General features: G+C 64.3%; 25 protein-coding genes and 2 tRNA genes. 19 read left to right on the forward strand and 8 right to left on the reverse strand.

From position 1 onward, the window contains the following. Positions 1-37 precede the first annotated feature (37 nt). From FOY51_RS10390 to FOY51_RS10440, 11 genes are all read left to right on the forward strand, one after another. A complete protein-coding gene (locus FOY51_RS10390; protein WP_149430168.1) occupies positions 38-640 on the forward strand; it encodes a TetR/AcrR family transcriptional regulator in 603 nt (200 codons plus the stop codon). Between the two features lie 2 nt (positions 641-642). Continuing rightward, entirely contained in the window at positions 643-1,845 is a 1,203-nt protein-coding gene (locus FOY51_RS10395; protein ID WP_149430169.1) for a cytochrome P450, read from the forward strand. Further along, positions 1,845-2,654, forward strand: coding sequence for an SDR family oxidoreductase (locus tag FOY51_RS10400; protein WP_149430170.1), 810 nt, complete (start codon positions 1,845-1,847; stop codon positions 2,652-2,654). Before FOY51_RS10395 ends, FOY51_RS10400 begins: the two co-directional genes overlap by 1 nt. Then, positions 2,651-4,033, forward strand: coding sequence for a lanosterol 14-alpha demethylase (cyp51, locus tag FOY51_RS10405; protein ID WP_149430171.1), 1,383 nt, complete (start codon positions 2,651-2,653; stop codon positions 4,031-4,033). Before FOY51_RS10400 ends, cyp51 begins: the two co-directional genes overlap by 4 nt. Further along, complete coding sequence (locus FOY51_RS10410) at positions 4,030-4,224, forward strand: ferredoxin (protein ID WP_149430172.1); 195 nt, start codon at positions 4,030-4,032, stop codon at positions 4,222-4,224. The genes cyp51 and FOY51_RS10410 overlap by 4 nt, the downstream gene beginning before the upstream one ends. 13 nt (positions 4,225-4,237) lie before the next feature. Then, the gene (locus tag FOY51_RS10415; protein WP_149430173.1) at positions 4,238-4,789 is read left to right on the forward strand and encodes a Cif family virulence factor; all 552 of its coding nucleotides are present in this window, start codon (positions 4,238-4,240) and stop codon (positions 4,787-4,789) included. Then, positions 4,783-6,024, forward strand: a complete 1,242-nt coding sequence (locus tag FOY51_RS10420) for a hypothetical protein (RefSeq protein WP_149430174.1) — start codon at positions 4,783-4,785, stop codon at positions 6,022-6,024. The genes FOY51_RS10415 and FOY51_RS10420 overlap by 7 nt, the downstream gene beginning before the upstream one ends. 23 nt (positions 6,025-6,047) lie before the next feature. After that, on the forward strand, positions 6,048-7,679 hold the full coding sequence (locus FOY51_RS10425) for an acyl-CoA synthetase (protein WP_149430175.1): 1,632 nt from the start codon (positions 6,048-6,050) through the stop codon (positions 7,677-7,679). A gap of 71 nt (positions 7,680-7,750) precedes the next feature. Next, positions 7,751-8,506, forward strand: a complete 756-nt coding sequence (locus FOY51_RS10430; RefSeq protein ID WP_149430176.1) for a (Fe-S)-binding protein — start codon at positions 7,751-7,753, stop codon at positions 8,504-8,506. Then, positions 8,503-10,017, forward strand: a complete 1,515-nt coding sequence (locus FOY51_RS10435; protein ID WP_149430177.1) for a LutB/LldF family L-lactate oxidation iron-sulfur protein — start codon at positions 8,503-8,505, stop codon at positions 10,015-10,017. Before FOY51_RS10430 ends, FOY51_RS10435 begins: the two co-directional genes overlap by 4 nt. Continuing rightward, positions 10,014-10,637 (forward strand): LutC/YkgG family protein, encoded by a 624-nt coding sequence (locus FOY51_RS10440; RefSeq protein WP_149430178.1) that lies wholly within the window; start codon positions 10,014-10,016, stop codon positions 10,635-10,637. Before FOY51_RS10435 ends, FOY51_RS10440 begins: the two co-directional genes overlap by 4 nt. 20 nt (positions 10,638-10,657) lie before the next feature. Here the strand turns inward: FOY51_RS10440 and FOY51_RS10445 are convergent. After that, positions 10,658-10,731: transfer RNA gene (locus FOY51_RS10445), tRNA-Gly, on the reverse strand. A gap of 159 nt (positions 10,732-10,890) precedes the next feature. Between FOY51_RS10445 and FOY51_RS10450 the strand changes: the two genes are divergently transcribed. The 5 genes from FOY51_RS10450 to clpX all read left to right on the forward strand — a co-directional run bounded on the left by FOY51_RS10450 (position 10,891) and on the right by clpX (position 15,561). Then, positions 10,891-10,967, forward strand: a tRNA-Pro gene (locus FOY51_RS10450). A gap of 92 nt (positions 10,968-11,059) precedes the next feature. Then, positions 11,060-12,442, forward strand: coding sequence for a trigger factor (gene tig, locus FOY51_RS10455; protein WP_149430179.1), 1,383 nt, complete (start codon positions 11,060-11,062; stop codon positions 12,440-12,442). A 232-nt stretch (positions 12,443-12,674) separates the two neighbouring features. Beyond that, positions 12,675-13,262 carry an ATP-dependent Clp protease proteolytic subunit gene (locus FOY51_RS10460; protein WP_149430180.1) on the forward strand — a complete coding sequence of 196 codons (588 nt, stop codon included), beginning with the start codon at positions 12,675-12,677 and terminating at the stop codon, positions 13,260-13,262. Between the two features lie 50 nt (positions 13,263-13,312). Next, entirely contained in the window at positions 13,313-13,975 is a 663-nt protein-coding gene (locus FOY51_RS10465) for an ATP-dependent Clp protease proteolytic subunit (RefSeq protein ID WP_149430181.1), read from the forward strand. Positions 13,976-14,277: 302 nt separating this feature from the next. Next, positions 14,278-15,561, forward strand: coding sequence for an ATP-dependent Clp protease ATP-binding subunit ClpX (clpX, locus tag FOY51_RS10470; RefSeq protein WP_149430182.1), 1,284 nt, complete (start codon positions 14,278-14,280; stop codon positions 15,559-15,561). Between the two features lie 75 nt (positions 15,562-15,636). Here clpX and FOY51_RS10475 read toward each other — a convergent pair whose 3' ends face one another. Genes FOY51_RS10475 through FOY51_RS10495 form a run of 5 tightly spaced genes read right to left on the reverse strand, consistent with a single transcriptional unit; the run spans position 15,637 to position 20,692 of the window. Continuing rightward, complete coding sequence (locus FOY51_RS10475) at positions 15,637-16,062, reverse strand: pyridoxamine 5'-phosphate oxidase family protein (protein WP_149430183.1); 426 nt, start codon at positions 16,060-16,062, stop codon at positions 15,637-15,639. A 30-nt stretch (positions 16,063-16,092) separates the two neighbouring features. Further along, a complete protein-coding gene (locus tag FOY51_RS10480; protein ID WP_149430184.1) occupies positions 16,093-17,079 on the reverse strand; it encodes an aldo/keto reductase in 987 nt (328 codons plus the stop codon). A gap of 34 nt (positions 17,080-17,113) precedes the next feature. Beyond that, positions 17,114-17,941 carry a formate dehydrogenase accessory sulfurtransferase FdhD gene (gene fdhD / locus FOY51_RS10485; protein WP_149430185.1) on the reverse strand — a complete coding sequence of 276 codons (828 nt, stop codon included), beginning with the start codon at positions 17,939-17,941 and terminating at the stop codon, positions 17,114-17,116. Next, positions 17,941-20,250, reverse strand: coding sequence for an FdhF/YdeP family oxidoreductase (locus FOY51_RS10490; protein ID WP_149430186.1), 2,310 nt, complete (start codon positions 20,248-20,250; stop codon positions 17,941-17,943). The genes fdhD and FOY51_RS10490 overlap by 1 nt, the downstream gene beginning before the upstream one ends. Positions 20,251-20,281: 31 nt before the next feature. Then, a complete protein-coding gene (locus tag FOY51_RS10495; RefSeq protein ID WP_149430187.1) occupies positions 20,282-20,692 on the reverse strand; it encodes a MerR family transcriptional regulator in 411 nt (136 codons plus the stop codon). A gap of 81 nt (positions 20,693-20,773) precedes the next feature. Here FOY51_RS10495 and FOY51_RS10500 point away from each other — a divergent pair, with 81 nt between their 5' ends. Next, positions 20,774-21,382: a GNAT family N-acetyltransferase gene (locus FOY51_RS10500; protein ID WP_235916240.1), complete on the forward strand. Its 609-nt coding sequence runs from the start codon at positions 20,774-20,776 to the stop codon at positions 21,380-21,382. On the opposite strand, the gene FOY51_RS10505 is transcribed toward FOY51_RS10500, so the two are convergent. Beyond that, positions 21,383-22,906 (reverse strand): glycerol-3-phosphate dehydrogenase/oxidase, encoded by a 1,524-nt coding sequence (locus FOY51_RS10505; protein ID WP_149430188.1) that lies wholly within the window; start codon positions 22,904-22,906, stop codon positions 21,383-21,385. It lies immediately after the preceding gene. Next, positions 22,903-23,523 (reverse strand): TetR/AcrR family transcriptional regulator, encoded by a 621-nt coding sequence (locus FOY51_RS10510; protein WP_149430189.1) that lies wholly within the window; start codon positions 23,521-23,523, stop codon positions 22,903-22,905. The genes FOY51_RS10505 and FOY51_RS10510 overlap by 4 nt, the downstream gene beginning before the upstream one ends. 77 nt (positions 23,524-23,600) lie before the next feature. Between FOY51_RS10510 and FOY51_RS10515 the strand changes: the two genes are divergently transcribed. Both FOY51_RS10515 and FOY51_RS10520 read left to right on the forward strand, forming a co-directional pair. Further along, entirely contained in the window at positions 23,601-25,181 is a 1,581-nt protein-coding gene (locus tag FOY51_RS10515; RefSeq protein WP_149430426.1) for an FAD-binding oxidoreductase, read from the forward strand. Continuing rightward, complete coding sequence (locus tag FOY51_RS10520) at positions 25,178-26,068, forward strand: diacylglycerol kinase (protein WP_235916241.1); 891 nt, start codon at positions 25,178-25,180, stop codon at positions 26,066-26,068. The genes FOY51_RS10515 and FOY51_RS10520 overlap by 4 nt, the downstream gene beginning before the upstream one ends. The last annotated feature ends 37 nt before the right edge of the window (positions 26,069-26,105 follow it).

The raw sequence follows: 26,105 nt of genomic DNA on the forward strand, positions 1-26,105 counted from the left end.
CTGTCATATTGCAATGACCGCGAACCGGGAGAGATGCATGGATCGAGTCGCAGACAATGTGGCACCTCGTGTGTCGAGCAACTATGCGGAATCGACCCGTCGACGCCTCAGCAAGAAGCAGGCGGAGACCGTCGACAGGTTGACCCGCGCTGGGATCGAGGTGCTGCGCGAACGCGAGTTCAGCGGGTTGACGATCCGTGAAGTCGCATCCCGCGCCGGTGTCGGCCCTGCCACTGCCTACACCTACTTCTCGTCCAAGGAACATCTGGTCGCGGAGATCTTCTGGCGCCGACTTCAGGCGGAGCCCGCACCGATCGATGCTGGACTCGACCGGACCGCGCGGGTATTGAAGGTGTTGCGCAGCATCGCACTGTTGGTGGCCGGCGAGCCCGAAGTGTCCGGTGCAGTGACGAATGCGCTGCTGGGCACCGACCCGGACGTCGAGCACCTCCGGGGTCGCATCGGTCGCGAGATCCGGCAGCGGCTGGCAGGTGCGCTCGGCCCGGACGCCGACGAAGACGTGCTCGAAACACTCGAAATGATCTATGCCGGAGCGCTTTTGCGTGCGGGCATGGGATACGACAGCTACGCGAACATCGCGGAAAAGCTCGAAGTCTCCGCACGAATGATTTTGGAGTAGCCATGACAGATGCACTGGCCGAGCCAATCGTGTTCGACCCGTACGACTACCGATTTCATGACGATCCGTATCCGACGTATCGACGACTCCGCGACGAGGCGCCGCTGTATCGCAACGCGAGCCTGGACTTCTGGGCGCTGTCGCGGCACGTCGACGTCACCGGTGCGTTCAAGGACAAACAACGCCTGTCCAGCGCCAACGGTGTGTCCGTGGACCCGGCCGCATACGGTCCGCACGCTCACCTGGTCATGTCGTTCCTCGCAATGGACGATCCGCGGCATTTGCGGCTGCGACAGTTGGTTTCTCGCGGCTTCACCCCCCGTCGGGTGGCAGAACTCGAAGGTCGCATCCTGGAGCTGGCCAAGCTGTACCTCGATCCCGCGTTGGAGAAGGGCGAGTTCGACTGGATCGCCGACGTCGCGGGAAAGTTGCCGATGGACGTCATCTCCGAATTGATGGGCGTCCCGGAGACTGACCGTGCCGAGCTTCGTCGGATGGCCGACCTGGTGGTGCATCGCGAACGCGGCGTACTCGACGTACCCAAGGAGGCAGTCGAGTCGTCGATCAGCCTCATGTCGTACTACCGAGACATGATCGCCGAGCGCAGGCGTTCCCGGACCGAGGACCTCACCTCTGCGCTGCTCGATGCCGAAATCGATGGTGACAAACTCTCGGACGCCGAGATCCTGGGGTTCATGTTCCTGATGGTGGTGGCGGGCAACGAAACAACCACCAAACTGCTGGGCAATGCGCTGTATTGGGGTGCACACAACCCAGCGGAGGTGGCTGGCGTGCTGACCGATCCGTCGCGCGCTTCCGACTGGACCGAGGAGACCCTGCGCTACGACACGTCGAGTCAGATCATCGCGCGTACCACGACCGAGGATCTCGAGTATTACGGACAGACGATCCCCTCGGGCGAGAAGGTGCTGCTGTTGATCGGCTCCGCGAACCGCGATTCCGCTCTCGCCGACGATGCCGACGAGTTTCGCATCGGCAGACCCGCGGGCAAGATTGCCAGTTTCGGGGGTGGCACTCACTTCTGTCTCGGAGCACATATGGCGCGGTTGGAATCCAATATCGCTCTGTCCGAGTTCGCAAGGCGGGTATTGGCTTTCGAGGTGGACGAGACGGGAATCGAACGCGTCCACTCGACCAACGTGCGAGGGTTCGCGGCCCTGCCGGTGAAGGTGCAGGTGAACTGATGCCCAGGTTCGTACCGAATCCGATCCAGCGTCCGACGTTGATCAGCGGTGCGTCGTCGGGTATCGGCACCGCGACGGCGTACGCGTTGGCAGAGTTGGGCCATCCCGTCGTTCTCGGTGCGCGCCGGGTCGCAGAGTGCGAGGCGATCGCCGACAAGATTCGCAGTAGTGGCGGACAGGCGTATGCCCACGCCCTCGACGTCACCGACGACGCATCCGTCGATGTGTTCGTCACCGCGGCAGAGCGGGAGTTCGGTCCGGCGGAGATCGTCGTCTCCGGAGCCGGTGATCTCGAGTTCGGCGCAGCGGATCAGATGACACCGCAACGGTTCCTGAACCAGATCGATGTTCACCTGGTGGGTGCCCAACGGCTCGCGCATCGTGTGCTGCCGGGGATGCGTGAACGGCGCCGCGGGGACTTCGTACTGATCGGGTCGGATTGTGCGGATCGCGCTCGCCCACTGATGGGCGCCTACGACGCGGCGAAGGCCGGGCTGGAGGCGATGGGTAGGCAGATGCGAATGGAATTGGAGGGCACCGGTATTCGCGCGTCCATCGTCCGGCCGGGGCCGACGCTGACCGGGATGGGCATGGATTCCACGCCCGAGGTGATCGGCCCCGTCGCCGAGTCGTGGACTCGCTGGGGGTTCGCGCGGCACGGCTACATGTTGCGTGCCTCGGACATCGCGGCCGCTGTGGTGGCCGTCGTGACGGCACCGCGGGGTGCACACCTGGTCCTGGTGGAGGTGCAACCCGAGGCGCCACTTTCGCAGAACGACGCGTCGCCGAATACGGCGGTGAAGCAATGAATTCCGATGTGCACCCGTCGACTTCCGTGCGAGCGAAGCCGCCGCGAGTATCCGGTGGTGACGACGAGCACGGCCACCTCGAAGAGCTGCGAACGGACCCGATCGCACTGATGCGCCGGGTGCGCGACGAATGCGGTGACGTCGGCATCTTCCAACTCGCCGATCGGGAGGTGGTGCTGCTCACGGGTGCGGAGGCCAACGAATTCTTCTTCCGATCGGCCGACGACGACCTCGATCAACAGGCCGCGTATCCGTTCATGAAGCCCATCTTCGGCGAAGGCGTTGTCTTCGACGCCAGCCCAGAGCGGCGCAAGGAAATGCTGCACAACTCCGCACTGCGGGGCGAACAGATGAAAGGTCACGCCGCCACGATCGGGGGCGAGGTCGAGGCGATGATCGCGGGTTGGGGCGACGAGGGCGAGATCGACCTCCTCGACTTCTTCGCCGAACTGACCATCTACACCTCGTCCGCCTGCCTGATCGGCAAGAAGTTCCGCGACCAACTCGACGGTCGCTTCGCCGAGCTCTATCACGAACTCGAACAAGGCACCGATGCGCTCGCATTCGTCGATCCCTACGCCCCGATCGACAGCTTCCGGCGCCGCGACGACGCACGAGTTGCGTTGGTGGAGTTGGTGCGTCAGATCATGAACGGCAGAATCGCAAACCCGCCGCAGGGCAAGGACGACCGAGACATGCTCGACGTTCTGGTCTCCATCCGCACGGACGACGGTCAACTGCGATTCACCGCCGACGAGATCACCGGCATATTCATCTCGATGATGTTCGCGGGTCATCACACCACATCGGGAACGGCCGCGTGGTCGCTGATCGAGCTGTTGCGCCACCCCGATTGGTCGCATCAGGTGGTGACCGAGCTCGACGAGCTGTTCACCGCGGACGCCGACCTGAGTTTCCATGCACTGCGGCAGATTCCGATTCTCGAGTCGGTCATCAAAGAGACCCTTCGCCTGCATCCGCCGCTGATCATTCTGCTTCGACTCGCCCGAGGTGAGTTCGACGTCGGCGACTACGTGATCCACGAGGGCAACCTGGTCGCCGCCACGCCTGCGATCTCCAATCGAATTCCCGAAGACTTTCCGCGACCCGACCGATTCGATCCGGCTCGGTACCTCGATCCGAACCAGGAAGACATTCTCAACCGGTGGACGTGGATTCCGTTCGGGGCGGGACGGCACCGTTGCGTAGGCGCTGCCTTCGCGCAGATGCAGCTCAAGGCGATCTTCTCGATTCTGCTGCGAGACTACGAGTTCGAGCTCTCCCAGCCGTCGGGTACCTACCGCAACGATCACAGCAAGATGGTCGTGCAGCTGCAGCAGCCGTGTCGGGTCCGGTACCGGAAGAGGGCAGCGCGATGAGGATCGTTGTCGACCTGGACCTGTGTCAGGGCCACGCAGCCTGCGAGATGGAAGCTCCCGACCTCTTCACAGTCCCGAAACACGGTCAGGTCCAGATATCGGATCCGTCGCCGCCCGACGCCCAACGCTCGGATGTCGAGAGTGCGGTCCGCTACTGCCCTACCCAAGCCTTGCGCATCATCGACGACTGAAAGTGAGCACACGATGCCTGGATTCGATCGCGCCGAACTCGACGAGATGGTGCAGCGATGGGTGGACGAAAACAAGAAAGCCGAAGCCGCCCGCGACTGGAAGCCGTTGGCCGACATGTACACCGAGGACGCGACGTACGGGTGGAACTATGGGCCGAAGCACGACTTCATGGCCGTCGGTCGGGACGAGATTCGCGACGTCGCCCTCGGTCTGGAGATGAGGGGACTCGAGGGTTGGGAGTATCCCTACCAGGACTTCGTGATCGACGATCGCAGCGGCAACGTCATCGGGCTGTGGAAACAGGTCTCCGACTCCACCCGTGACGACGGCAGCAACTACTCGGTGCGCGGAATCGGTGGCAGCTGGTTCCGATACGGCGGCAACTTCCAATGGTCCTGGCAGCGAGACTTTTTCGATTTCGGCAACGTGTCTGCGTTGTTCGTGGAGATGATCACGAACAACGCGCTGTCCGAGGGAATGCAGGGACGGATCCAGCGTGCCGTGTCCGGCGAGCCGCTACCCGGCTGGTATCCGGCGGGCACGTCACCCGTTCCGCTGTGGTGAGTCCACTCGATGCGTTGTCGCGGACCGATCTCGCGACCCTGGTGCCCGAGCTGCTGCTGTGCGGCCAGCTGATCGATCGTTCCGGAATGGCCCACCTGATAGTCGAGTTCGGCCGCGAGGGAATGGCGCAGGTCGCGATCGAAGAGTGGCAGGCCGCCAGCCCCTGGTACACGCGGCGCATGCAGCGCGCGCTCGGGTTCGAAGGTGACGACGTTGTGACCATCTTCAAGGGTCTGCAACTCGACATCGGAGCGCCACCGCAATTCATGGACTTTCGCTTCCGCGTCGACGACCCCAGCCACGGCGAGTTCTGGCTCGACCACTGCGGTGCACTGATGGACGTCGAACCGCTAGGCGATGAGTACGTGTCCTCGATGTGCCACGACATCGAGGACCCCACCTTCGACGCGACCGCCCTGGCCACGAATCCGCACGCGCAGGTGCGTCCGCTGCACCGCCCACCACGTCGACCATCGGACCGTCATCCGCACTGTGCGTGGACGGTGATCATCGACGAATCGCACGTTCCGCCTGTCGTGCAACCCCACACCGAAGCGATCGGTAAGACTGCCGCCGTGGTGGTGGAACTGACTGCGATCGATCGATCCGAGGAAGGCGCACAAAACTATTCGGGCCCGCTGCTCGCAGACCTGCGTTTCGGCGACTTCTCCAGATCCGCTCTTGTGCGGATCGCGGAGGAGGTGTGCATGCAACACCACTTGTTGGCGTTGGCGTTTCTCGCCGCTGTGCGGACACGGGTCGGCGACGATGCGGCCCGTTCGATCGCACGGAAACAGCTGGCCGGTATCGCGGGTGTCGCGGCCGAGCGAATCCGGAATGCGCTGGATCTGCCTGCCGATCTCGCGGGCGCCGCCGGTGTGCTCGCAGTGCATCCTTTGCTGAGCCCGAAACAGTATGTGGAGAGCGATATTCGATTCGACGGCGAACGCCTGACGCTGTGGTTGGGCCGGAGCGGGCCGGTCGACGCGGACGGCGGGTGGCCGACGTTGCTCGACGCCGGGCATCTCGAACCGCTGCAGGCGTTGGTGCGTGGCGTGAACCCACATTTCACCGCACGGGTGATCAGCGAGGATCGCGACGGGCTGCTCCTGAACACCGACACCGAGGCCGAGCCCGCCGCCGAGTGCGTCGAAGTCGCCATCACCAAATGCAGTACGGGAGCGGCGTTCGTGTTTCAAGATCGAGGAATCCCGTTGCGGCTCTATGTTGTTTGACCACTCGAACCGAAGGATCTGCCATGGCCCACGCGTTTGCCGACCTGTTCGAGCATGCCGTCGATGCGATGCCCGACCGCGTTGCGCTCATCGTGTCGGGAGAGCACGTCACCTTTCGTGAGCTCGACGAGCGGGCAAACCGGCTGGCACACCACTTCAAGGACGCCGGCTTCGGATTCGATGCACACGTCGGCATTCACATGCACAACTCGATCGAGACGATGGTCGCGGTGCTCGCCGCGTTCAAGATCCGCGCCGTCCCGGTGACGGTGAACTATCGCTACACCGTCGACGAGTTGATCTACGTCTACGAGAACTCCGATCTGGATGCTCTCGTGTATCACCGCAGCTACGGCGAGCAGGTCGTCGGGGCAGTCGCGTCGGTACCTCGCATTCGCCACGTCGTGGTGGCTCCGGACGAGATCGCGTCGGGAGACGAGCCGGTCGTGCCCGAGGGGATCGAGTACGACGACGCGTTGGCCGATTCGTCGCCGACCCGCGACTTCGCTGAACGGTCGGGCGACGATGTCTACATCCTCTACACGGGTGGGACCACCGGCAGGCCGAAGGGCGTGGTGTGGCGGCAAGAGGACATGTGGCGCGTCTTGGGCGGCGGCTACGACTTCTATTCCGGTGTGCCCGTGGCAGACGAGTATCAGCAGTCTCGAGTCGGCGCCGCGTCGGATATGCCCATGCGGATGCTGATTCTGCCGCCTCTCATCCACACGTCGGCTCTGATGCCGAGCTTCACTTTTCTGTTCGCCGGGAACACGGTGCTCTACGTTCCCGCATTCGATGCGACGAAGGTCTGGCAGGTGGTCGCCGAGGAGAAGCCCATGGTCATGGTGATCACCGGCGACGCCATGGGGCGGCCACTCATCGAGGCGCACGCACAGCTGCAGCTGGACACGTCGAGTCTTGCCGTCGTCGCATCGGGTGCGGCCCTGTTCTCCGGCTCGGTGAAGGATGCATTCTTCGACCAGTTCCCGAATCTGATGATTTCCGACTCGGTGGGCTCGTCCGAAACAGGTTTCGGTGGAATCGGTTTCGCGAGCAAGGGCACGCAACAGCGCGGTGGGCCGACGATCGGTTCCAACCGTTTCACGGTGGTGGTCGACGATGACGGCAACGTACTTCAACCGGGTTCGGGCGCCGAGGGCTGGCTGACAAAGCTCGGGAACGTTCCGATCGGCTACTACAAGGATCCGGTGAAGTCGGCGGAGATCTTTCGCACCGTCGACGGTGCGCGCGCTGTAGTCACGGGGGATCGTGCCCGGGTCGAGGCGGATGGCTCCGTCACCCTACTGGGCCGCGGCAACATGGTGATCAACACCGGCGGTGAAAAGGTGTTCGCCGAGGAGGTCGAGGCGGTGGTGAAAGCTCACGGCGACGTCTACGACGCGATTGTCATCGGTATGCCCGACGACAGGTGGGGCAGCCGTGTCACCGCCGTCCTGCAGACTCGTGACCACGCGTCCATCGATTTCGATTCGCTGGAGAAGCACGCGCGAAACCAGCTGGCAGGCTACAAGATTCCGCGATCGTTCTGGATTGTGGAGCAGGTGATGCGCGCTCCGAGCGGCAAGCCCGATTACCGCTGGGCAAAGGAATTCGCAGAGAACAACGAACCGTCGCATCGCATCGGGCTCACCTGATCGCGAGCGTCTCCGGGTAGTGACCTCGGCTTACTGTTGGTCATACCTCATCGACGATTTCGGAGGGCCACATGCGCATCGCGCTGTTCGCCACATGCATGGGAGACACGATGTTTCCAAATGCGGTCAAGGCAACCGCCCTGCTGCTGACCAGGCTCGGGCACGAGGTGGTCTTCCCTCCTGGCCAGACGTGCTGCGGCCAGATGCACATCAACACCGGCTACCAACCCGATGCGCTTCCGCTCGTCGCGAACTTCGCCGACAACTTCGGTGACGGATCCATCGATGCCGTCGTCGCGCCGTCCGGTTCGTGTGTCGGATCGGTTCGGCATCAACACGAGATCGTGGCCTCGCGGTACGGAACTGCCGGCCTGTGCGGGCAGGTCGAGCGGGTGAAGGCCAAGACGTACGAGCTGTCCGAGTTGCTCGTCGACGTGCTGGGGGTGACCGACGTCGGTGCGTATTACCCGCACCGCGTCACCTATCACCCCACGTGTCATTCGCTTCGGATGCTGCGAGTGGGCGACAAGCCGCTGCGGCTGCTGCGGGCGGTGCGCGACATCGACCTCGTCGAACTGCCGGAGGCCGATGTGTGTTGCGGTTTCGGCGGCACCTTCGCCATCAAGAACGCGGAGACCTCGACGGCGATGCTCGCCGACAAGATTCGCAACGTCGCGGGTACCGGTGCCGAATTCTGTTGTGCGAGTGACTCGTCATGCCTCATGCACATCGGTGGCGGCATGACGCGACTGCAGATGGGAACGCGCACCGTTCACCTCGCCGAGATCTTGGCGTCGGTCGAGAAGCCTGTGGCGGTGACCGCATGAGTCCCGTCACGCTCGGCTTGCCCGCCCTGCCGCCGCGCTCACCACACGGTTCCGGCAACCTGCGGGGGGCCGAGAAGTTCCCCGCGGCCGCCCATCATGAATTGGCGAACGGTCAGCTGCGCCGCAACCTCGGCAAGGCGACCCACTCCATTTTCGAGAAGCGCATCCACGTGACCGGCGAGTTGCCCGACTGGGAGCAGCTACGCGATACCGGCTCCGCGATCAAGACGGACGCGATGAATCGTCTTCCGGAACTGCTGGAGCAGTTGGAAGCCACGGTCACCGAGCACGGGGGAGTCGTGCATTGGGCGACGGATGCCGACGAAGCCAACGACATCGTCACCCGCCTCGTCCGCGATACCGGCTCGGACGAGGTCATCAAGGTGAAGTCGATGGCAACCCAGGAGATCGGCCTCAACGAACATCTCGAATCCGAAGGCATCACGGCATACGAGACCGACCTGGCCGAGTTGATCGTCCAGCTCGGCCACGACAAGCCGTCGCACATTCTGGTGCCCGCGATCCATCGCAATCGCTCCGAGATCCGCGAGATCTTCCTCCGGGAAATGCCGGGAGTCGATCCCGATCTGGACGACAACCCGGTTCATCTTGCGGCGGAAGCCCGAAACTTCTTGCGGCGCAAGTTCATGACGACTCCAGTGGCGATCTCGGGGGCCAATTTCGGTATCGCCGACACGGGGACGCTCGGGGTGGTCGAGTCCGAGGGCAACGGTCGGATGTGCTTGACGTTGCCGCGGACCCTCATCACCGTGATGGGCATCGAGAAGGTGCTGCCGACGTACTCGGACCTCGAGGTATTTCTCCAACTGCTCCCTCGCTCGTCGACGGGGGAGCGGATGAATCCGTACACGTCGATGTGGACCGGCGTGACAACCGACGACGGACCGCAGGAGTTCCACCTCGTCCTGCTCGACAACGGCCGTACCGCGGCATTGGCCGACAAGATCGGGCGGGCGGCGCTGAATTGCATCCGCTGCTCGGCGTGTCTGAACGTGTGCCCGGTCTACGAGCGCACCGGCGGGCACGCCTACGGCTCCACCTACCCAGGCCCGATCGGCGCGGTGTTGACCCCGCAGCTGGCAGGCATGGAGGACAAGAACGATCCGAATTCGACGCTGCCGTTCGCGTCCAGCCTCTGCGGCGCCTGCTTCGATGCGTGCCCGGTGAAGATCGATATCCCGTCGCTGTTGGTGGAACTGCGCCACCAAAAGGTGGAGAAGGCCCGATTCGGCGTGGAGGCTGCGGCGATGAAGGCGGCGTCGGTAGCGATGTCGTCGGCACGCAAATTCACCACCGCGCAGAAGGCGGCAGGACTGGGACGTCTGGTGGCGGGAAAGAAGGGGAAGATTTCGACGCTGCCGCCTCCGTTGAACGGCTGGACCGAGGCTCGCGACATACCGGCGCCCCCGAAACAGACGTTTCGGGACTGGTGGAACTCCGATACCGGCCGCGCGGAGATTGCGGCGGCTCGGCCGGAGAATCGGTCATGAGCTCCCGGGACGTGATTCTGGGTCGAGTACGCGACGCGCTGACGCTGGCACCACCGGTGCCGCAGCAGATTCCCCGCGAGTACCGGACAGGGCAGACCCTCGGTCACACCGAGCGGCGGGATCTGCTCGTCGATCGGCTGGTCGACTATCGGGCGAAGGTGTACCCATGCGCTGCCGCAGATCTCGCGGGGACCATTGCGCAGGTGCTTCGCGATGCAGGCGTCGAGAGGGTGGGAGTGCCTGCCGGACTGGATGATTCGTGGCTCGAGCAATTCGACGGCGAGGTGGTGGTCGACTCCGCGGACGTTCCCGCTCCAGCCCTGGAATCGCTCGATGGTGTGGTGACCGCATCGACGGTCACGTGTGCCGAAACCGGAACCATCTTCTTGGACGGTAGCCCGGATCAGGGTCGGCGCGCGCTGACGTTGGTGCCCGATCTGCACGTGTGTGTCGTCCCGCTCTCGAGCGTCGAGGTGGGCTTACCGGAAGCGATGGCGATGCTGGTGCCCGAGCGGCCGACAACCATGATCAGTGGGCCGTCGGCGACGTCGGATATCGAACTCGAGCGAGTCGAGGGTGTGCACGGGCCGAGAAATCTGCACGTGGTGATCGTCGAGTGACGAGGTGGGCCGAATGATCGTGGAGCGGGCGACGGGAATCGAACCCGCGTAATCAGTTTGGAAGACTGAGGCTCTACCATTGAGCTACGCCCGCAAGCAGACGACATCCATGGGATCGCCACCGATGTCGTATGCGTTGACAGACTGTACCGAACCTCGCTTTGGAATCGGTAATCGGGTGATCGTAGGATGACGTGCCGGTTCTTCACCGATGGAGTCTGCGCGATCGAATTTTTTCGGTGTCTGTTGGGAACGGGGTGTAGCGCAGCTTGGTAGCGCATCCGCTTTGGGAGCGGAGGGTCGCAGGTTCAAATCCTGTCACCCCGACCAACATGGAGCGGGCGAACTCTCGTCCGACTTCATGACCTGATCGCCACACCGGCGAACGATGAGAAGAACACCACCACCTAAGGAGCATGTCCGTGAAGAGCACCGTCGAGCAGCTGAGCCCGACGCGAGTCCGGATCAACGTTGAGGTGCCCTTCGAGGAGCTCAAGCCTGATTTCGACCGCGCCTACAAGGCGCTTGCGCAGCAGATCCGCGTCCCCGGCTTCCGTCCGGGCAAGGCGCCCGCGAAGCTTCTCGAAGCCCGCGTCGGTCGCGGTGCGGTGCTGGAGCAGGTCGTCAACGACGCCCTCCCCGGCCGCTACAGCGAAGCCGTCACCGAGCAGCAGATCAAGCCCCTCGGCCAGCCCGAGATCGAGATCACCAAGCTCGAAGACGGCCAAGAGCTGAACTTCAGCGCCGAGGTCGACATTCGGCCCGAGGTGACGTTGCCCGACTACAGCACCATCAACGTGGTCGTCGACCCGGTCACGATCACCGACGCCGACATCGAGGAGCAGTTGCTCTCGCTGCGCCAACGCTTCGGCACCCTCACCGGTGTCGAGCGGGCAACGCAGGACGGCGACTTCGTCTCGATCGATCTGTCCGCGACGGTCGACGGCAACGATGTGCCCGAGGCCAGCGCGAACGGCCTGTCGCACGAGGTCGGTTCGGGCCAGCTGATCGAAGGCCTCGACGAGGCGATCATCGGCCTGGCAGCGGGGGAGTCCAAGGACTTCACCTCCAAGCTGGTCGCGGGCGATTTCGCTGATCAGGACGCCGTTGTCACCGTGAAGGTCGTGACCGTCAAGGAGCGCGAGCTGCCCGCAGAGGACGACGAGTTCGCCCAGCTGGCGAGCGAGTTCGACACCCTCGACGAGCTGAAGTCCGACCTGCGCGAGCGGGTCAGCCGCGTCAAGAAGGTCGAGCAGGCCGGCGAGATCCGCGACAAGGTGTTGGAGTCGCTGCTCGAGACCGTCGAGCTGCCGTTGCCCGAGGCCGTCGTCAAGGCCGAGGTCGACAACCAGATTCACGACGCGATCCACGGTCTCGATCACGATGAAGAGCAGCTCGCCGCACTGCTCGAGGAGCAGGGCAGCAGCCGCGAGCAGTTCGACGCGGAGGCCAAGGAGTCCGCCGAGCGTTCGGTGAAGACCCAGCTGCTGCTCGACGCGATTGCCGAGGACGAAGGCACCGAGGTCGGGCAGGAGGAGCTGACCGAGCGGATCGTCTTCCAGGCGCAGCGCTACGGCATTTCGCCTGAGCAGTTCATCCAGCAGGTGTCGCAGAACAACCAGCTCGGTGCCATTTTTGCCGACGTGCGTCGCGGCAAGGCGCTGGCAGGCGTCGTCGAGAAGGCGGGCGTCAAGGACACCGAGGGCAACGTCATCGACACCAGCGAGCTGTTCGGCAGCAGCCCGGACACCGCGGTCGACGAGGCCGAGACCGTCGACGAGACCGATTCCGGCGAAGAGAAGTAAGCGGCGGGTTTCCGCTTTGAGCGAAGTAAGGCGGCGCCGGGACTCCGGCGCCGCCTTGCTTCGTTAGTGTCAATGTCAGGCATCGCGAAGGCGAGGGTGAGCGAAGCATCGGAGCGAACCCCGAGTCCAGTCGATGCGCGCAACGCAACAAGTCAGCCAGCAAGAGAAGGCAGGTACCGTGACAAATAATCAATACGCACTGGGCAGCGACGGTTCACCGCGGGGTCCAGTCATGACGTCCGCTGCAGCGGGTCTCAACCTGAGCGACTCCGTCTACGAGCGGCTGCTGCGTGAGCGCATCATCTTCCTCGGTACGCAGGTGGACGACGACATCGCCAACAAGCTGTGCGCCCAGATTCTGTTGCTCACCGCCGAGGATCCCACCAAGGACATCGCGCTCTACATCAACTCGCCGGGTGGTTCGGTCACCGCGGGTATGGCCATCTTCGACACGATGACCTTCGCCGAGTGCGACGTTGCCACCTACGGGATGGGTCTTGCCGCGTCGATGGGACAGTTCCTGCTCACCGCGGGCACCAAAGGCAAGCGGTATGCGCTGCCGCACGCGCGCATCATGATGCACCAGCCCTCCGCAGGCATCGGTGGCACCGCCGCCGACATCGCGATCATGGCCGAGCAGTTCGTCTCCACCAAGCGTGAGATGAACGAGCTGAACGCGCTGCACACCGGAAAGTCTGTCGAGCAGGTCACCGCCGACGCGGATCGCGACCGGTGGTTCACGGCACAGGAAGCGCTCGAGTACGGCTTCGTCGACCACGTCATCACCCGCGCAGCGCAGGCAGGCGGAACCGGGGTCTGACGTTCTCGTCGTTGCCCGTCCGCCACACACAGAAGACTTCGGAGAAAACAATGACTGATTTCGACCCGCGAAAGATGGGTTCGACGGCACCCCAGATGCCGCAATCGCGCTACATCCTGCCGTCGTTCATCGAGCACTCCAGTTACGGCGTCAAGGAGTCCAACCCGTACAACAAGCTCTTCGAGGAGCGCATCATCTTCCTCGGCGTGCAGGTGGACGACGCATCGGCCAACGACATCATGGCGCAGCTGCTTGTGCTCGAGTCGCTCGATCCCGACCGCGACATCACCATGTACATCAACTCGCCCGGTGGCTCGTTCACCTCGCTCATGGCGATCTACGACACGATGCAGTACGTCCGCGCAGACGTCGCGACGGTCTGCCTCGGTCAGGCTGCATCCGCTGCCGCCGTGCTGCTTGCCGCGGGTACGCCCGGCAAGCGGGCGGCATTGCCCAACGCCCGTGTCCTGATCCACCAGCCGTCCGTCGAGGGTGGCATCCAGGGGCAGGTCTCGGACCTCGAGATTCAGGCCGCCGAGATCGAGCGCATGCGTCGTCTGATGGAAACGACGCTGGCGCGTCACACCGGCAAGGACGCCGACGTGATCCGCAAGGACACCGACCGCGACAAGATTCTCACCGCCGATGCAGCCAAGGAATACGGCATCATCGACACCGTTTTCGAGTACCGGAAACTGAGCGCTCGGAAATAAAGAGGACGGTTCTCCCGCGACACGCCGCAGCGGCGAGGTTGCGGGAGAACCAGCCACCTACGGGCCACGCTGAGTGCCCACCCGGATCTCTCCGGGAGGGTTGTCCATCGGCGTTGTTCACGAGGCTCGGCCTCGTCGATCGGACGGGAGGACGACAGATTATGCGGTGTTCCGGCTACGAATCACCGGTAAGAAGTCGCCCCCGCTCCCGATCTGCGGGTACGGTCTCACCATGGGCTTTCGGTTCCGATACATCTGGATCCGACGGTTGCACGCAGACTAGGAAGTAGGGACCTGACAAGATGGCGCGCATCGGTGACGGCGGCGATCTGCTGAAGTGCTCTTTCTGCGGTAAGAGCCAGAAGCAGGTCAAGAAGCTCATTGCGGGTCCTGGGGTGTACATCTGCGACGAGTGCATCGACCTGTGCAACGAGATCATCGAAGAGGAGCTGGCCGAGTCCAGCGAGGTGAAGCTCGACGAGCTGCCCAAGCCGCGCGAGATTCGCGACTTCCTCGAAAACTACGTGATCGGTCAGGACACCGCCAAGCGCACCCTCGCCGTGGCCGTCTACAACCATTACAAGCGCATCCAGGCAGGCGACAAAGGTCGCGATGCCCGCGGCGGCGAGTCGGTCGAATTGGCGAAGTCGAACATTCTGATGCTCGGGCCTACGGGCTGTGGCAAGACCTATCTTGCCCAGACGCTCGCGAAGATGCTCAACGTGCCGTTCGCCATTGCCGACGCCACTGCGCTCACCGAGGCCGGCTATGTCGGTGAAGACGTGGAGAATATCCTGCTCAAGCTGATCCAGGCAGCCGACTACGACGTCAAGCGGGCCGAGACCGGCATCATCTACATCGACGAGGTCGACAAGATCGCCCGCAAGAGCGAGAACCCGTCGATCACGCGTGACGTGTCCGGTGAGGGCGTGCAGCAGGCGCTGCTGAAGATCCTCGAGGGCACGCAGGCCAGCGTCCCGCCGCAGGGTGGTCGCAAGCACCCGCACCAGGAGTTCATCCAGATCGACACCACCAACGTGCTGTTCATCGTTGCCGGTGCGTTCGCGGGGCTCGAGAAGATCGTGTCGGATCGCATCGGCAAGCGTGGCATCGGCTTCGGCTCCGAGGTGCACTCGAAGGCCGACATCGACACGCAGGATCACTTCGCCGAGGTCATGCCGGAAGACCTGATCAAGTTCGGGCTGATTCCCGAGTTCATCGGTCGTCTGCCGGTGGTCGCATCGGTGACCAGTCTGGACAAGGAATCGCTCGTGACGATTCTGTCCGAGCCGAAGAACGCTCTGGTCAAGCAGTACACCCGGCTGTTCGAGATGGACGGCGTCGAGTTGGAGTTCACCTCCGAAGCTCTCGAAGCCATCGCCGATCAAGCCATCCTGCGCGGCACCGGTGCCCGTGGACTGCGCGCCATCATGGAAGAAGTTCTCAACCCGGTGATGTACGACATCCCCAGCCGCGACGACGTCGCCAAGGTGGTCGTCACCGCGGAGACGGTGGTGGACAACGTGCTGCCGACCATCGTGCCGCGTAAGGCGCAACGCGCCGAGCGTCGCGACAAATCTGCATAGCTTTCGCACACGCCGAACGGGCGGTTACCGAGGCCTCCACTCGCTGGATGGCACGGCAACCGCCCGTTCGGTGTCTCAGGCCGATCCCATGTCCGCTGACAGCCAATGCTCCGGACGCAGATAGATCGCGACCTCGTCTTCGAGGTTGTTCTTCGCGAACTCGAGGTAGCCATCCACCTTGTCCGCCGGAAGATAGCGTGACGTCATCTCCCGGAGCTGCTCGTGCGTTCCCTCGTCGATACGGTCCACCGTCCCGCTCACGCTGACGTATCGGACGCTGGGCTCTAGCCGCTCCACCATCAGCGTGAACCGCCCGGCGGCCCGGATGAGCTCCGCCTTCTTCGACGTCTTCCCGGTGAGAACCCACGGTTGCCCACCGGGCAGGTACTGGTACCAGATCGGCACTGTGAGCGGCGCCCGATCGGGGCCGGCGTCGACGGACAGCGCAGCGATGTGCGGCTCGGACAGAAACTTTTCGCGTTCGGTTCGTGTCAATGCCATGTCAGCGACGGTACCCATCGGCACCGACAGCTATTCGCGGCCGGACGACACCCAAGTGGCGTCGCTGCTGCGCGCACCGGCGACCGATGCGGCGACGCCGTCGAGCGTCGCGAGCTGTGCGGTGTCCAGCACAACGGACAGCGAGGCGACGTTCTCGTCGATCCGCTTCGCTCGCCGGGTTCCTGGAATGGGGACCACGGACAGGCCGAACTGTTCGCCCTTGTACCGCAGCCACGCGAGGCTGACCTGCGCGGGCGTCGCGCCGACTGCGTCCGCTACGGAGCGAACGGTGTCGACCGCGGCCTGGTTGGTGTCGATCGCGCCGTCGGCGAAGCGGGGGATCTGGCGCCGGAAGTCGTTCTTTCCGAGCGTGGTCGCATCGACGGTGCCGGTGAGGAAGCCGCGCCCCAGCGGTGAGTAGGGCACGAATCCGACACCCAGTTCTGCTGCCGTCGGCACCACCTTGGCCTCGACGTCACGGCTCCAGATGCTCCACTCCGACTGCACCGCGGCGATCGGATGGATCGCCTGGGCGCGAAGCAGTTCGTCGGCCGTCACCTCGGACAGGCCGAGGTGACGCACCTTGCCCGCGGCGACAAGCTCGGCCATGGCGCCGACCGTTTCCTCGATGGGGGTGTTCGGGTCGAGGCGGTGTAGGTAGTAGAGGTCGATCACGTCGGTATTCAGCCTGCCGAGGCTCTCGTCGACGCACTGCAGCACGTAGGCGCGGTCGCCGCGGGTTGCCCGCTCACCGGCGGCCGGATTGCCGGAGATGCCGAACTTGGTGGCGAGGGTGACCTCGCTGCGTCGCTTGGCCACCACCTTCGATATCAGCTCCTCGTTCGCACCACCGCCGTAGACGTTGGCGGTGTCGATGAAGGTGACGCCGATATCGAGCGCGTGGTCGAGGGTGGCAAGCGATTCGGCGGGATCCGCGTCGCCGTAGACGGGGGTCAGCGCCATGCCGCCGAATCCGAGTTGGCTTGTGGTCAGGTTGTCGCCCAATACGTCGGTCATGGGTACGACGGTATGTGCTGGAGTGCACTCCAGGTCAAGCGGTCTTGATCCGATGATCGCCGGTGTAGATGTTCATCGACTCGCCGCGAAGGAACCCGACCAGCGTAAGCCCGGATTCGTCGGCGAGGTCCACGGCCAACGACGACGGTGCCGATACCGCGCCGAGAACGGGAATGCCTGCCATCACGGCTTTTTGGACCAGTTCGAACGAGGCTCGTCCGCTGACGATCAAGATCGACTCGGACAGCGGGAGTCGGCCGTCGCCGACAGCCCACCCGATCACCTTGTCGACGGCGTTGTGTCTACCGACATCCTCGCGGGCGGTCAACAGTGCGCCGTCGGCTGTGAACAACCCGGCTGCGTGGAGACCGCCGGTTGCGTCGAATACCCGTTGGCTGCGGCGCAGCGTTTCGGTCATCGAGGACAGCGTTTCCGCATCGACGGTGAAAGTGGTTGCTGCGATGTCGAATCGGGACTTGGTCCGCACGTCGTCCAGCGATACCTTGCCGCAGACGCCGCACGCGCTTGTGGTCAGGAACTGGCGACTCGCCAGTGCTGCAACGGGATCGGCGAACGGCGCGAACGTGACGTCGAGGACGTTGTAGGTGTTGACGCCGTCGGCGTCCTTGCCGTCGCAATAGCGGATCGCGGCGATGTCGGCGCGATCGCCGATGATTCCTTCGCCGAGCAAGAAGCCGTGGATCAGGTCGATGTCGTTGCCAGGTGTGCGCATCGTGACGGTCAGCGATGTGCCGTCGATCCTGATTTCCATCGGCTCTTCGACGGCGATGGTGTCAGGCCTCCGCGTGGTGCCCGATGCGGAAACCCGCCGTACCGGACGTCGGACGGTCACCCGTCCCATCAGGGCGATCCTGCCGGTTCGAGGCGCACCACAACAGCTTTGGATACGGGCGTATTCGATTTCTTTGCAACGTGGTCGAGCGGAACCAGCGGATTGGTCTCCGGGTAGTACGCCGCGGCATTGCCCTTTGGAGTGCTGTAGGCGACGATGCGGAAGTTCTTCACGCGGCGTTCCTGCAGCGCATCACCGTTGCGCCATTCCGACACGATGTCGACGTGGTCGCCGTCGTGGAAGCCGAGTTCGGCGATGTCTTCGGCATTGACGAGCAGAACCTGACGTCCGCCCTTGACACCGCGATAGCGGTCGTCGAGACCGTAGATGGTGGTGTTGTACTGATCGTGGCTGCGCATGGTCTGCAGAATCAGCTTGCCTGCCGGGGTGGGCACCCAGGTGAGATCGTTCACCGCGAAATTGGCTTTGCCTGTGTCGGTGACGAATTCGCGGGAGTCGCGCGGCGGGTGGGGGAGCAGAAAACCGTTGCGCTCGCGCACCCGAACGTTGTAGTCGGTGCAGCCCGGGACCACGCGCGAGATGGAATCGCGTACCCGGTCGTAGTCGACGGCGAAACGCGCCCACGGCACCCGATGGTCGGAACCTAGCAGTGCTTCGGCCAGCTCGCAGACAATGGCCACCTCGCTGCGCAGCTGATCGCTCACCGGCGTCAACCTGCCGGTGGACAGATGAACCATCGACATCGAATCTTCCACGGAAACATGCTGTTTGGTGCCGCCGCGAATGTCGAGATCGGTTCGCCCCAGCGTCGGGAGGATCAGCGCCTGAGCGCCGGGGACCACGTGGCTGCGATTGAGTTTGGTGGAAACCTGCACCGTCAGACTGCAGTTGCGCAGTGCGGCCTCGGTGACCTCGGTGTCCGGTGTCGCGCTGACGAAGTTGCCCCCCATCGCCATGAACACCCGTGCCCGTCCATCGCGCATCGCCTTGATCGAGTCGACGGTGTCGAGGCCGTGCCTGCGCGGGCTGGAGATGCCGAACTCGGTCTCGAGCGCTGCCAGAAACGATTCCGGCATCTTCTCGAAGATGCCCATGGTTCGGTCACCCTGAACGTTGGAGTGCCCGCGTACCGGACATACGCCTGCACCCGGTTTGCCGATCATTCCGCGCAGCAACAACAGGTTGGTCGCCTCTTCGATCGTGGCGACCGCATGGGTGTGTTGGGTGAGGCCCATCGCCCAACACGTCACCGTTCGCTGCGACGCGATCAACGCTGCCGCGGTGTCGTCGAGTTGGGTGCGACTGAGCCCCGTCGCCTCCAGCACGGTGTCCATGTCGACGGCCCGTAGGTGATCGGCGTAGGCGTCGAAGCCCGCGCAGTACTTGTCGATGAACGCGCGGTCGAGCACCGTGCCCGGGGCCCGATCCTCCGCTTCGATCAGGAGTCGGCCGAGACCCTGGAACAGGGCCATGTCACCGCCGAGACGGATCTGCAAGAATTCGTCCGCGATCTCGATACCGCTGCCCACCACGCCCTTGACGGTCTGCGGATCGCGGAACCCGCGCAAGCCGGTCTCCGGGAGCGGATTGATCGCAATGATCTTGGCGCCGTTGGCCTTTGCCGCCTCCAGGGTCGACAGCATCCGCGGATGATTGGTACCGGGATTCTGGCCCGCGATGAGGATCAGGTCCGCGTGCGCAACGTCGTCGATGGACACCGACCCCTTGCCGATGCCGATCGACGCTGTCAGCGCGGTGCCCGACGACTCGTGACACATGTTGGAGCAATCGGGCAGGTTGTTGGTGCCGAAGCTGCGGACAAGCAATTGATAGAGAAACGCGGTCTCGTTGCTGGTACGACCGGACGTGTAGAACACAGCTCGGTCGGGGCTGTCGAGTGCAAGTAGCTCGTCGGCGATGAGACGGTATGCGTCGTCCCACTCGATCGGCGTGTAATGGGTTGCCCCGGAACGCAACACCATCGGACGGGTCAACCGGCCCTGCTGGCCGAGCCAATAGCCGGACTTGTCGGCCAGCTCCGCAACCGAGTGCGCCGCAAAGAATTCGGGGGTCACCTCACGCAGCGTCGCTTCTTCCGCAACGGCCTTCGCACCGTTCTCGCAGAACTCGGCAGGGCGGCGATGGCCGAGCGGTTCGGGCCATGCGCAACCTGGGCAGTCGAATCCGTTGTGTTGGTTGACGCGGGCCAGCGAACGGGCGGTGCGAACGGCCCCCATCTGCTCCAGTGATCTACGCATCGACACCAGCACGGCCGTCAAACCCGCGGCCTTGCTCTTGGGCGCCGAGACCGTCACGTCCGCTTCGTCGATATCGTCGGTGGGTCCAGTCCGCGTCATGCCTCCATACTGCTCCCGCGGACGAGCGGAGTCATGCGGGGTACTGACAGTCCAACCCGTCGCCCACCAGTTCGGTGTAGTGGCCGATCTTGAAGTCGACGGCATCCAGGTCCTTGGCGAGCTGGTCCATGTCGGACAGAATTCTGCTTCTGTGTGATTGCAGAAGTGCCAGCCGTTCCCTGTGTGTCTCGGGTCCGCCGGCAAGCAATTCGACGAAGCGCCGGATGTCCTTGACCGGCATCCCTGTCCGTCGCAGCCGCAGCATCAATCGAATTCGGCTCATGTCCTCGACGCTGTAGCGGCGGCGCCTGCCGGAATCGCGGGTCACCGGCGGAAACAGCTGCTGGCGTTCGTACCAGCGCAGTGTGTCGATGCTCAGGCCGGTCGCGTCCGAAACCTCGGCGATCGACAGCGATTGTGGGGGTGCGGAAACATCCGTCATGATTCGACCGTAGAACCTGGAGTGCACTCCAGGTCAAGTCCCGCACGGGAAATTCGGACATCGCGACGGTAATCTGGCGCGGTGGCCTCTGCAGCGCGTTCCGCGACGTCGTCCGATGTGAAGAATCTTGCTCGAACGTTGGCGCGAGCCTTCGACGACGATCCGGTGATGGCGTGGATGTGGCCGGATGTCGCGGCGCGCAGGCGCGGGTTGCCTCGGCTGTTCGCCGCGTTGACGAAGTACCACCACCTCGCGGGTGGCGGCGCGGAAGTGGTCACCGACGATTCGGGCACCGTGGTGGGTGCGGCACTGTGGGACCCGCCGGGAGGCTGGCAGCAGTCGACGCTCACCGACCTCCGCATGTTCCCTGCACTGGTTCGGGCCTTCGGTCGGCGGCTACAGGTCGGTGGGGCTATCGCCGAGACGATGAAGGCGAAACATCCCACCGAACTGCACTGGTACCTGGCGATGATCGGTACCGATCCGGACGCCCGCGGCGCGGGGTACGGACAAACCCTCATGCGGTCGCGTTTGGACCGCTGCGATGCCGAACACAGTCCCGCGTACCTCGAATCGAGCAAAGCCGAGAACGTGCCGTACTACCAGCGATTCGGCTTCGAGGTGACCGACGAAATCGTCGTCGCGGACGGCGGGCCCACGGTCTACGCGATGTGGCGTAACGCGCGCTGATCAGCCGAATGCCGCTTCGGCGGCGGGCAGCGCGAGATCGCGATCCGACTCCACCATTCCGATTCGAGTACGGCGATCGAGTAGATCGTCCGGGGTCAACGCGCCTTCGTGGCTGATGCCGAAGGCGAATTCGGCTGCGCTGACGTCGAGTCCGGGCGCGATCGGGGACAGCAGGCTCGAATTCCCCTGCGCGGCAGCCACGACCAACGGCGCCTCGGTTCCGTAGCGGCCGATCAGGAGTTGCGGTGCCACGATGCGATCACGGGCAGCGCCTTTCGCTGCGCCGACCAGCGGTAGCCGCTTGGTCAGGCACGGTCCGGCGGTGAGCCTACCGTCGGTGACAGCGGCGTCGACGGCGTCCTCGGCCATCTTGCGATAGGTGGTGAGTTTGCCGCCCACGACGGTGATCAGACCGTTGGCCGCTCGCAGCACCGCATGGTCGCGGGAGAGGTCGGCGGTGTTGCCGTCACCGGTGTCGAGCAACGGGCGCAGGCCCGCGTAGGTGCCCAGAATGTCCTTGCGGGTCAGGGGTTCTCGCAACACGGTGTTGATGGTGTCGAGCAGGAAGTCGATCTCCGAATCGGTGGCAACCGGAACGTCCGGGACCGGCCCTGGCGCGGCTTCGTCGGTGAGTCCCAGGTAGACCCGACCGTGTGCGGCAGGGAAGGCGAAGACGAAGCGGCCGACCTTGCCGGGGACGGGGACGGTGAGCGACGCTCCGAGACCACCGAACGATTCGGTGGCGAAAACCAGGTGCGACCCGCGGCTGGGACGAAGGGTGATCTCCGGGTTCACCTCGCCGGCCCAGACGCCTGCGGCGTTGACGACCGCGCGCGCGGTGACGGCGATCTCGGAGCCGGTGCGAGTGTCGTGCAGCGTTGCGGAGGTTCCGGTCACGTCGCTAGCCGCGACACGCGTGAGGATCTTGGCGCCGAACGATGCGGCGGTGCGCGCTATTCCGACCACAAGTCTGGCGTCGTCGACCAATTGGCCGTCCCAGGCGACGATGCCGCCGCGCAGTCCGGCGTCCCGGACGGTCGGCGCGTATCGCAGGGCCTCGGCGCGGCTGACGCGACGTGACCGTGGGAGCGAGCTCGGGCTCGTTCCCGCCGTGCGACGCAGGACGTCACCGGCAACGAATCCAGCTCGCACCATGGACTTCGAGAGCAACGGAACGTTCGGCAGCATCGGAACAAGCTGGGGGAGTGCATGAACCAGGTGTGGTGCGGTGTGCTCCATCAAGATCCCGCGCTCGACGGCACTCTCGTGCGCGATGCCGACGTTGCCGCTGGCGAGGTAGCGCAACCCGCCGTGCACCAACTTGGAACTCCACCGGCTGGTGCCGAATGCGAGATCCTCGCGTTCGACCAGTACGGTGCTCAGCCCACGCGACGCCGCGTCGAGGGCTATGCCCACGCCGGTGACGCCGCCTCCGATCACCAGTAGGTCGATGACTTCGCCGTCGCCGAGTTGTTCGAGCTCGGACGTGCGGCGGTGTGCGTTTAGTGCGGACGATGTCGTCACAGGGAATCTCCAACAGGTCGAAGGTAACTGTCGATGGCATGGGCGAGTTCGGTCGCGAGGTCGTCTACGCCCAAGCGTGATTCGACGATTCGCCCTGATTGCGCCGCCGACTGACTGATCAGCAGCAACATGGTCGCCATACGGTTCGGATCGCCGGTACGGATGCTTCCGCCGCGTTGGCCCGCCTCGATTGCAGAGGTGAAGAACGTCAGGAGTTCGATCTGGCTGCGACCGAGGCGGTCGACGATGTAGGTGAGCAGCAGGTCGGAATCGGTGCGAAAGATCTTGGCGAACAACGGATGATCGCGCAGCAATGCGATTCCGTCGACGATCGTCTGCACGAGTTTCGCTCGCGAATCGCACCCGATCAGATCGCTTCCCGCAAGGGTCGAGCGCACCTCGCGGGTGAGCATGTCGCCGACGAGGGCGTTGCTGTCCGGCCAGCGGCGATAGACGGTCGGCCTGCTCACGCTCGCTCGCCGAGCGACCTCTGTCAACGTCGTTCGCTTTACCCCGAACTCCTCGACGCAGGCACGAGCGGCGTCCAGGATCTGATCGTCGACAGACCGCTCGGTCTCAGCGCTGCGTCCCGACGATGTTGCGTTACGAATGGTCATTGTGTGTAACACTGTAAGGCATGAACGCGACTTCCGCTCCCCAATTGCCCGCCACACCGTCCGAGCCCGCCCCGACCATGGTGTGGAACGCCTGGGGTGTCGAATCGGGCCACAAAGAGTTGTCCCCCGAGGTCAAAGCGCTGATCTCGTCGGCGCTAGGAGTGAGCGAGGGCGTCGCAGACTCGCGTGCAGTCGCCGATGTAGCTCTGCGTGACTCTGCTCTTACCGACGATCAGCGCTCCGGATTGGCCGGAATTGTCGGCGACGAGTTCGTCAGCATCGCGCACGAGGACCGTCTGATTCATGCCGGCGGCAAGAGCACGTTCGATCTACTGCGTCGGCGATCGGGTGAACCGCAGGCCGCGCCGGACGCGATCCTGTTCCCAGCCGATCACGATCAGGTGGTCGCGCTGTTGGCCTACTGCGCCGAGAACGCCATTGCTGTTGTTCCGTTCGGCGGCGGCACCAGCGTGGTGGGCGGCGTCGACCCGGCTCGCGGGGACTTCGCGGCTGTGGTGACACTCGACCTGCGCCGCCTGGACGCGCTGGTCGCTGTCGATTCGGTCAGCGGACTTGCCACCCTCGGCGCCGGATTGACCGGGCCGCAGGCAGAAGCGCTGCTCGGCGAACATGGCCTGTCGATCGGCCACTTTCCGCAGAGCTTCCAGTTCGCGAGTATCGGTGGTTATGCCGCCACCCGGTCGTCCGGTCAGGCGTCCGCGGGCTACGGCCGGTTCGACGACATGGTTCATCGCCTGCAGATCGCGACGCCGCGCGGCACCCTCGATCTCGGCAAGGCGCCCGCCTCGGCCGCGGGCCCGGACCTGCGCGAACTTTTCGTCGGCTCCGAAGGCACCCTCGGCGTGATCACCGCGGTGACGGTGCGCGTGCATCCCGTCCCCGAGACCACCGGCTACCAGGGCTGGTCCTTTCCCAACTTCGAAACCGGCGCTGCCGCACTGCGTTCGGTCATCCAGACCGGTGCTACACCGACCGTCATGCGGCTCTCCGACGAGGCCGAAACCGGCGTGAACCTCGCGATGTCGGATCGTATCGGCAGCGACAGTGGCGTTTCGGGCTGTCTTGCGATCACCACGTTCGAAGGCACTCCTGCTCATGTCGAGGCCAGACAGGCCGAGGCGACCGCCATCCTCCTCGCCGCCGGTGGCACCGCGTTGGGCGCGGAACCCGCGCAGCAGTGGGAGCACGGCAGGTTCAACGCGCCGTACATGCGTGACGCACTCCTCGATGCCGGCGTCTTGTGCGAGACGATGGAAACCGCAACGGTGTGGTCGAATCTCGGTGCCCTGCGTACCGCCGTCACCTCCGCTCTGTCGGACTCGCTTGGCGGCCAGGGCACCCCGCCGCTCGTGCTGTGCCACATCTCGCACACCTACGTCACCGGTGCGTCGCTGTACTTCACGATCATCTGTGCAGCGAAGGAGGATGCGATCGCGCAGTGGTCCATCGCCAAGAAAGCCGTGGGCGACGCCATCGTGAGCGTCGACGCCACGATCACGCACCATCACGCGGTCGGTGCCGATCACCGCCCATGGATGACCGACGAGGTCGGCGAGCTCGGCGTGGAGGTACTCCGTGCGGTGAAGGCGGCCATCGACCCGGCAGGAATCCTCAACCCCGGCAAGCTGATTCCGTGACGCAAGGTCCCACCGCCGTGGCGGTGCTGACGAATCCGCTTTCGGGTCAAGGCGCAGCGAAGGCTGCAGGGGCTCGCGCCATCACGCGCTTTCGCGAGCGCGGCCTGGCAGTGACCGAACTGCAGGGCAACAGTGCCGCGGCGTCGGTCGCGTTGGCACGTCAGGCCGTCGCGGACGGCGCGCAGGCGTTGGTATGCGTCGGGGGCGACGGGTTGATCTCCGCGGGCATCCAGGCTGTCGCACAGTCGGGGGTGCCGATCGGAGTGATTCCGGCGGGCACGGGCAACGACACCGCGCGCGAATTCTCGATACCGACAGGCGATCCCGAAGCCGCGGCTGACGTGGTAGTTGCCGGCAAAACGAAGACGATCGACTTGGCCAGGGTGGGCGATGCCTGGTTCCTGACGGTCCTAGCCAGTGGCTTCGACTCCAAAGTGACGGATCGCGCCAACTCGCTGACATGGCCGAAAGGTCCGATGCGCTACAACGTCGCGATTCTCGCCGAACTGGCCGGGCTGCGGGCGATTCCGTATCGGATCGAACTCGACGACGAGACGATCGAGGTCGATGCGACGCTGGTGTCCGTCGGGAACACGCGATCGTACGGCGGCGGCATGCGGATCTGTCCGGATGCGGTGGTCGACGACGGTCTTCTCGATGTGACTGTGGTGCGCCACGCGAGCCGACTTCGCTTGGCGATGTTGATGCCGACGATCTACAAGGGCACGCACGTCAAGCTCGATACCGTCGATACGTACCGCTCCAAACGGGTTCGGTTGACGGCGGACGGCATCAAAGCGGACGCGGACGGCGAACCGCTGGCGCCGCTGCCCCTCACCATCGAGGCGGTCGCGGCGGCTGCCACCATCTTCGTGCCGAGCACATGACGGCCGACCGGGTTGCCTCAGGTTAGCCCGCATCTGA

The sequence above is a fragment of the Antrihabitans cavernicola genome (assembly GCF_008297975.1).
GTDB lineage: Bacteria > Actinomycetota > Actinomycetes > Mycobacteriales > Mycobacteriaceae > Antrihabitans > Antrihabitans cavernicola.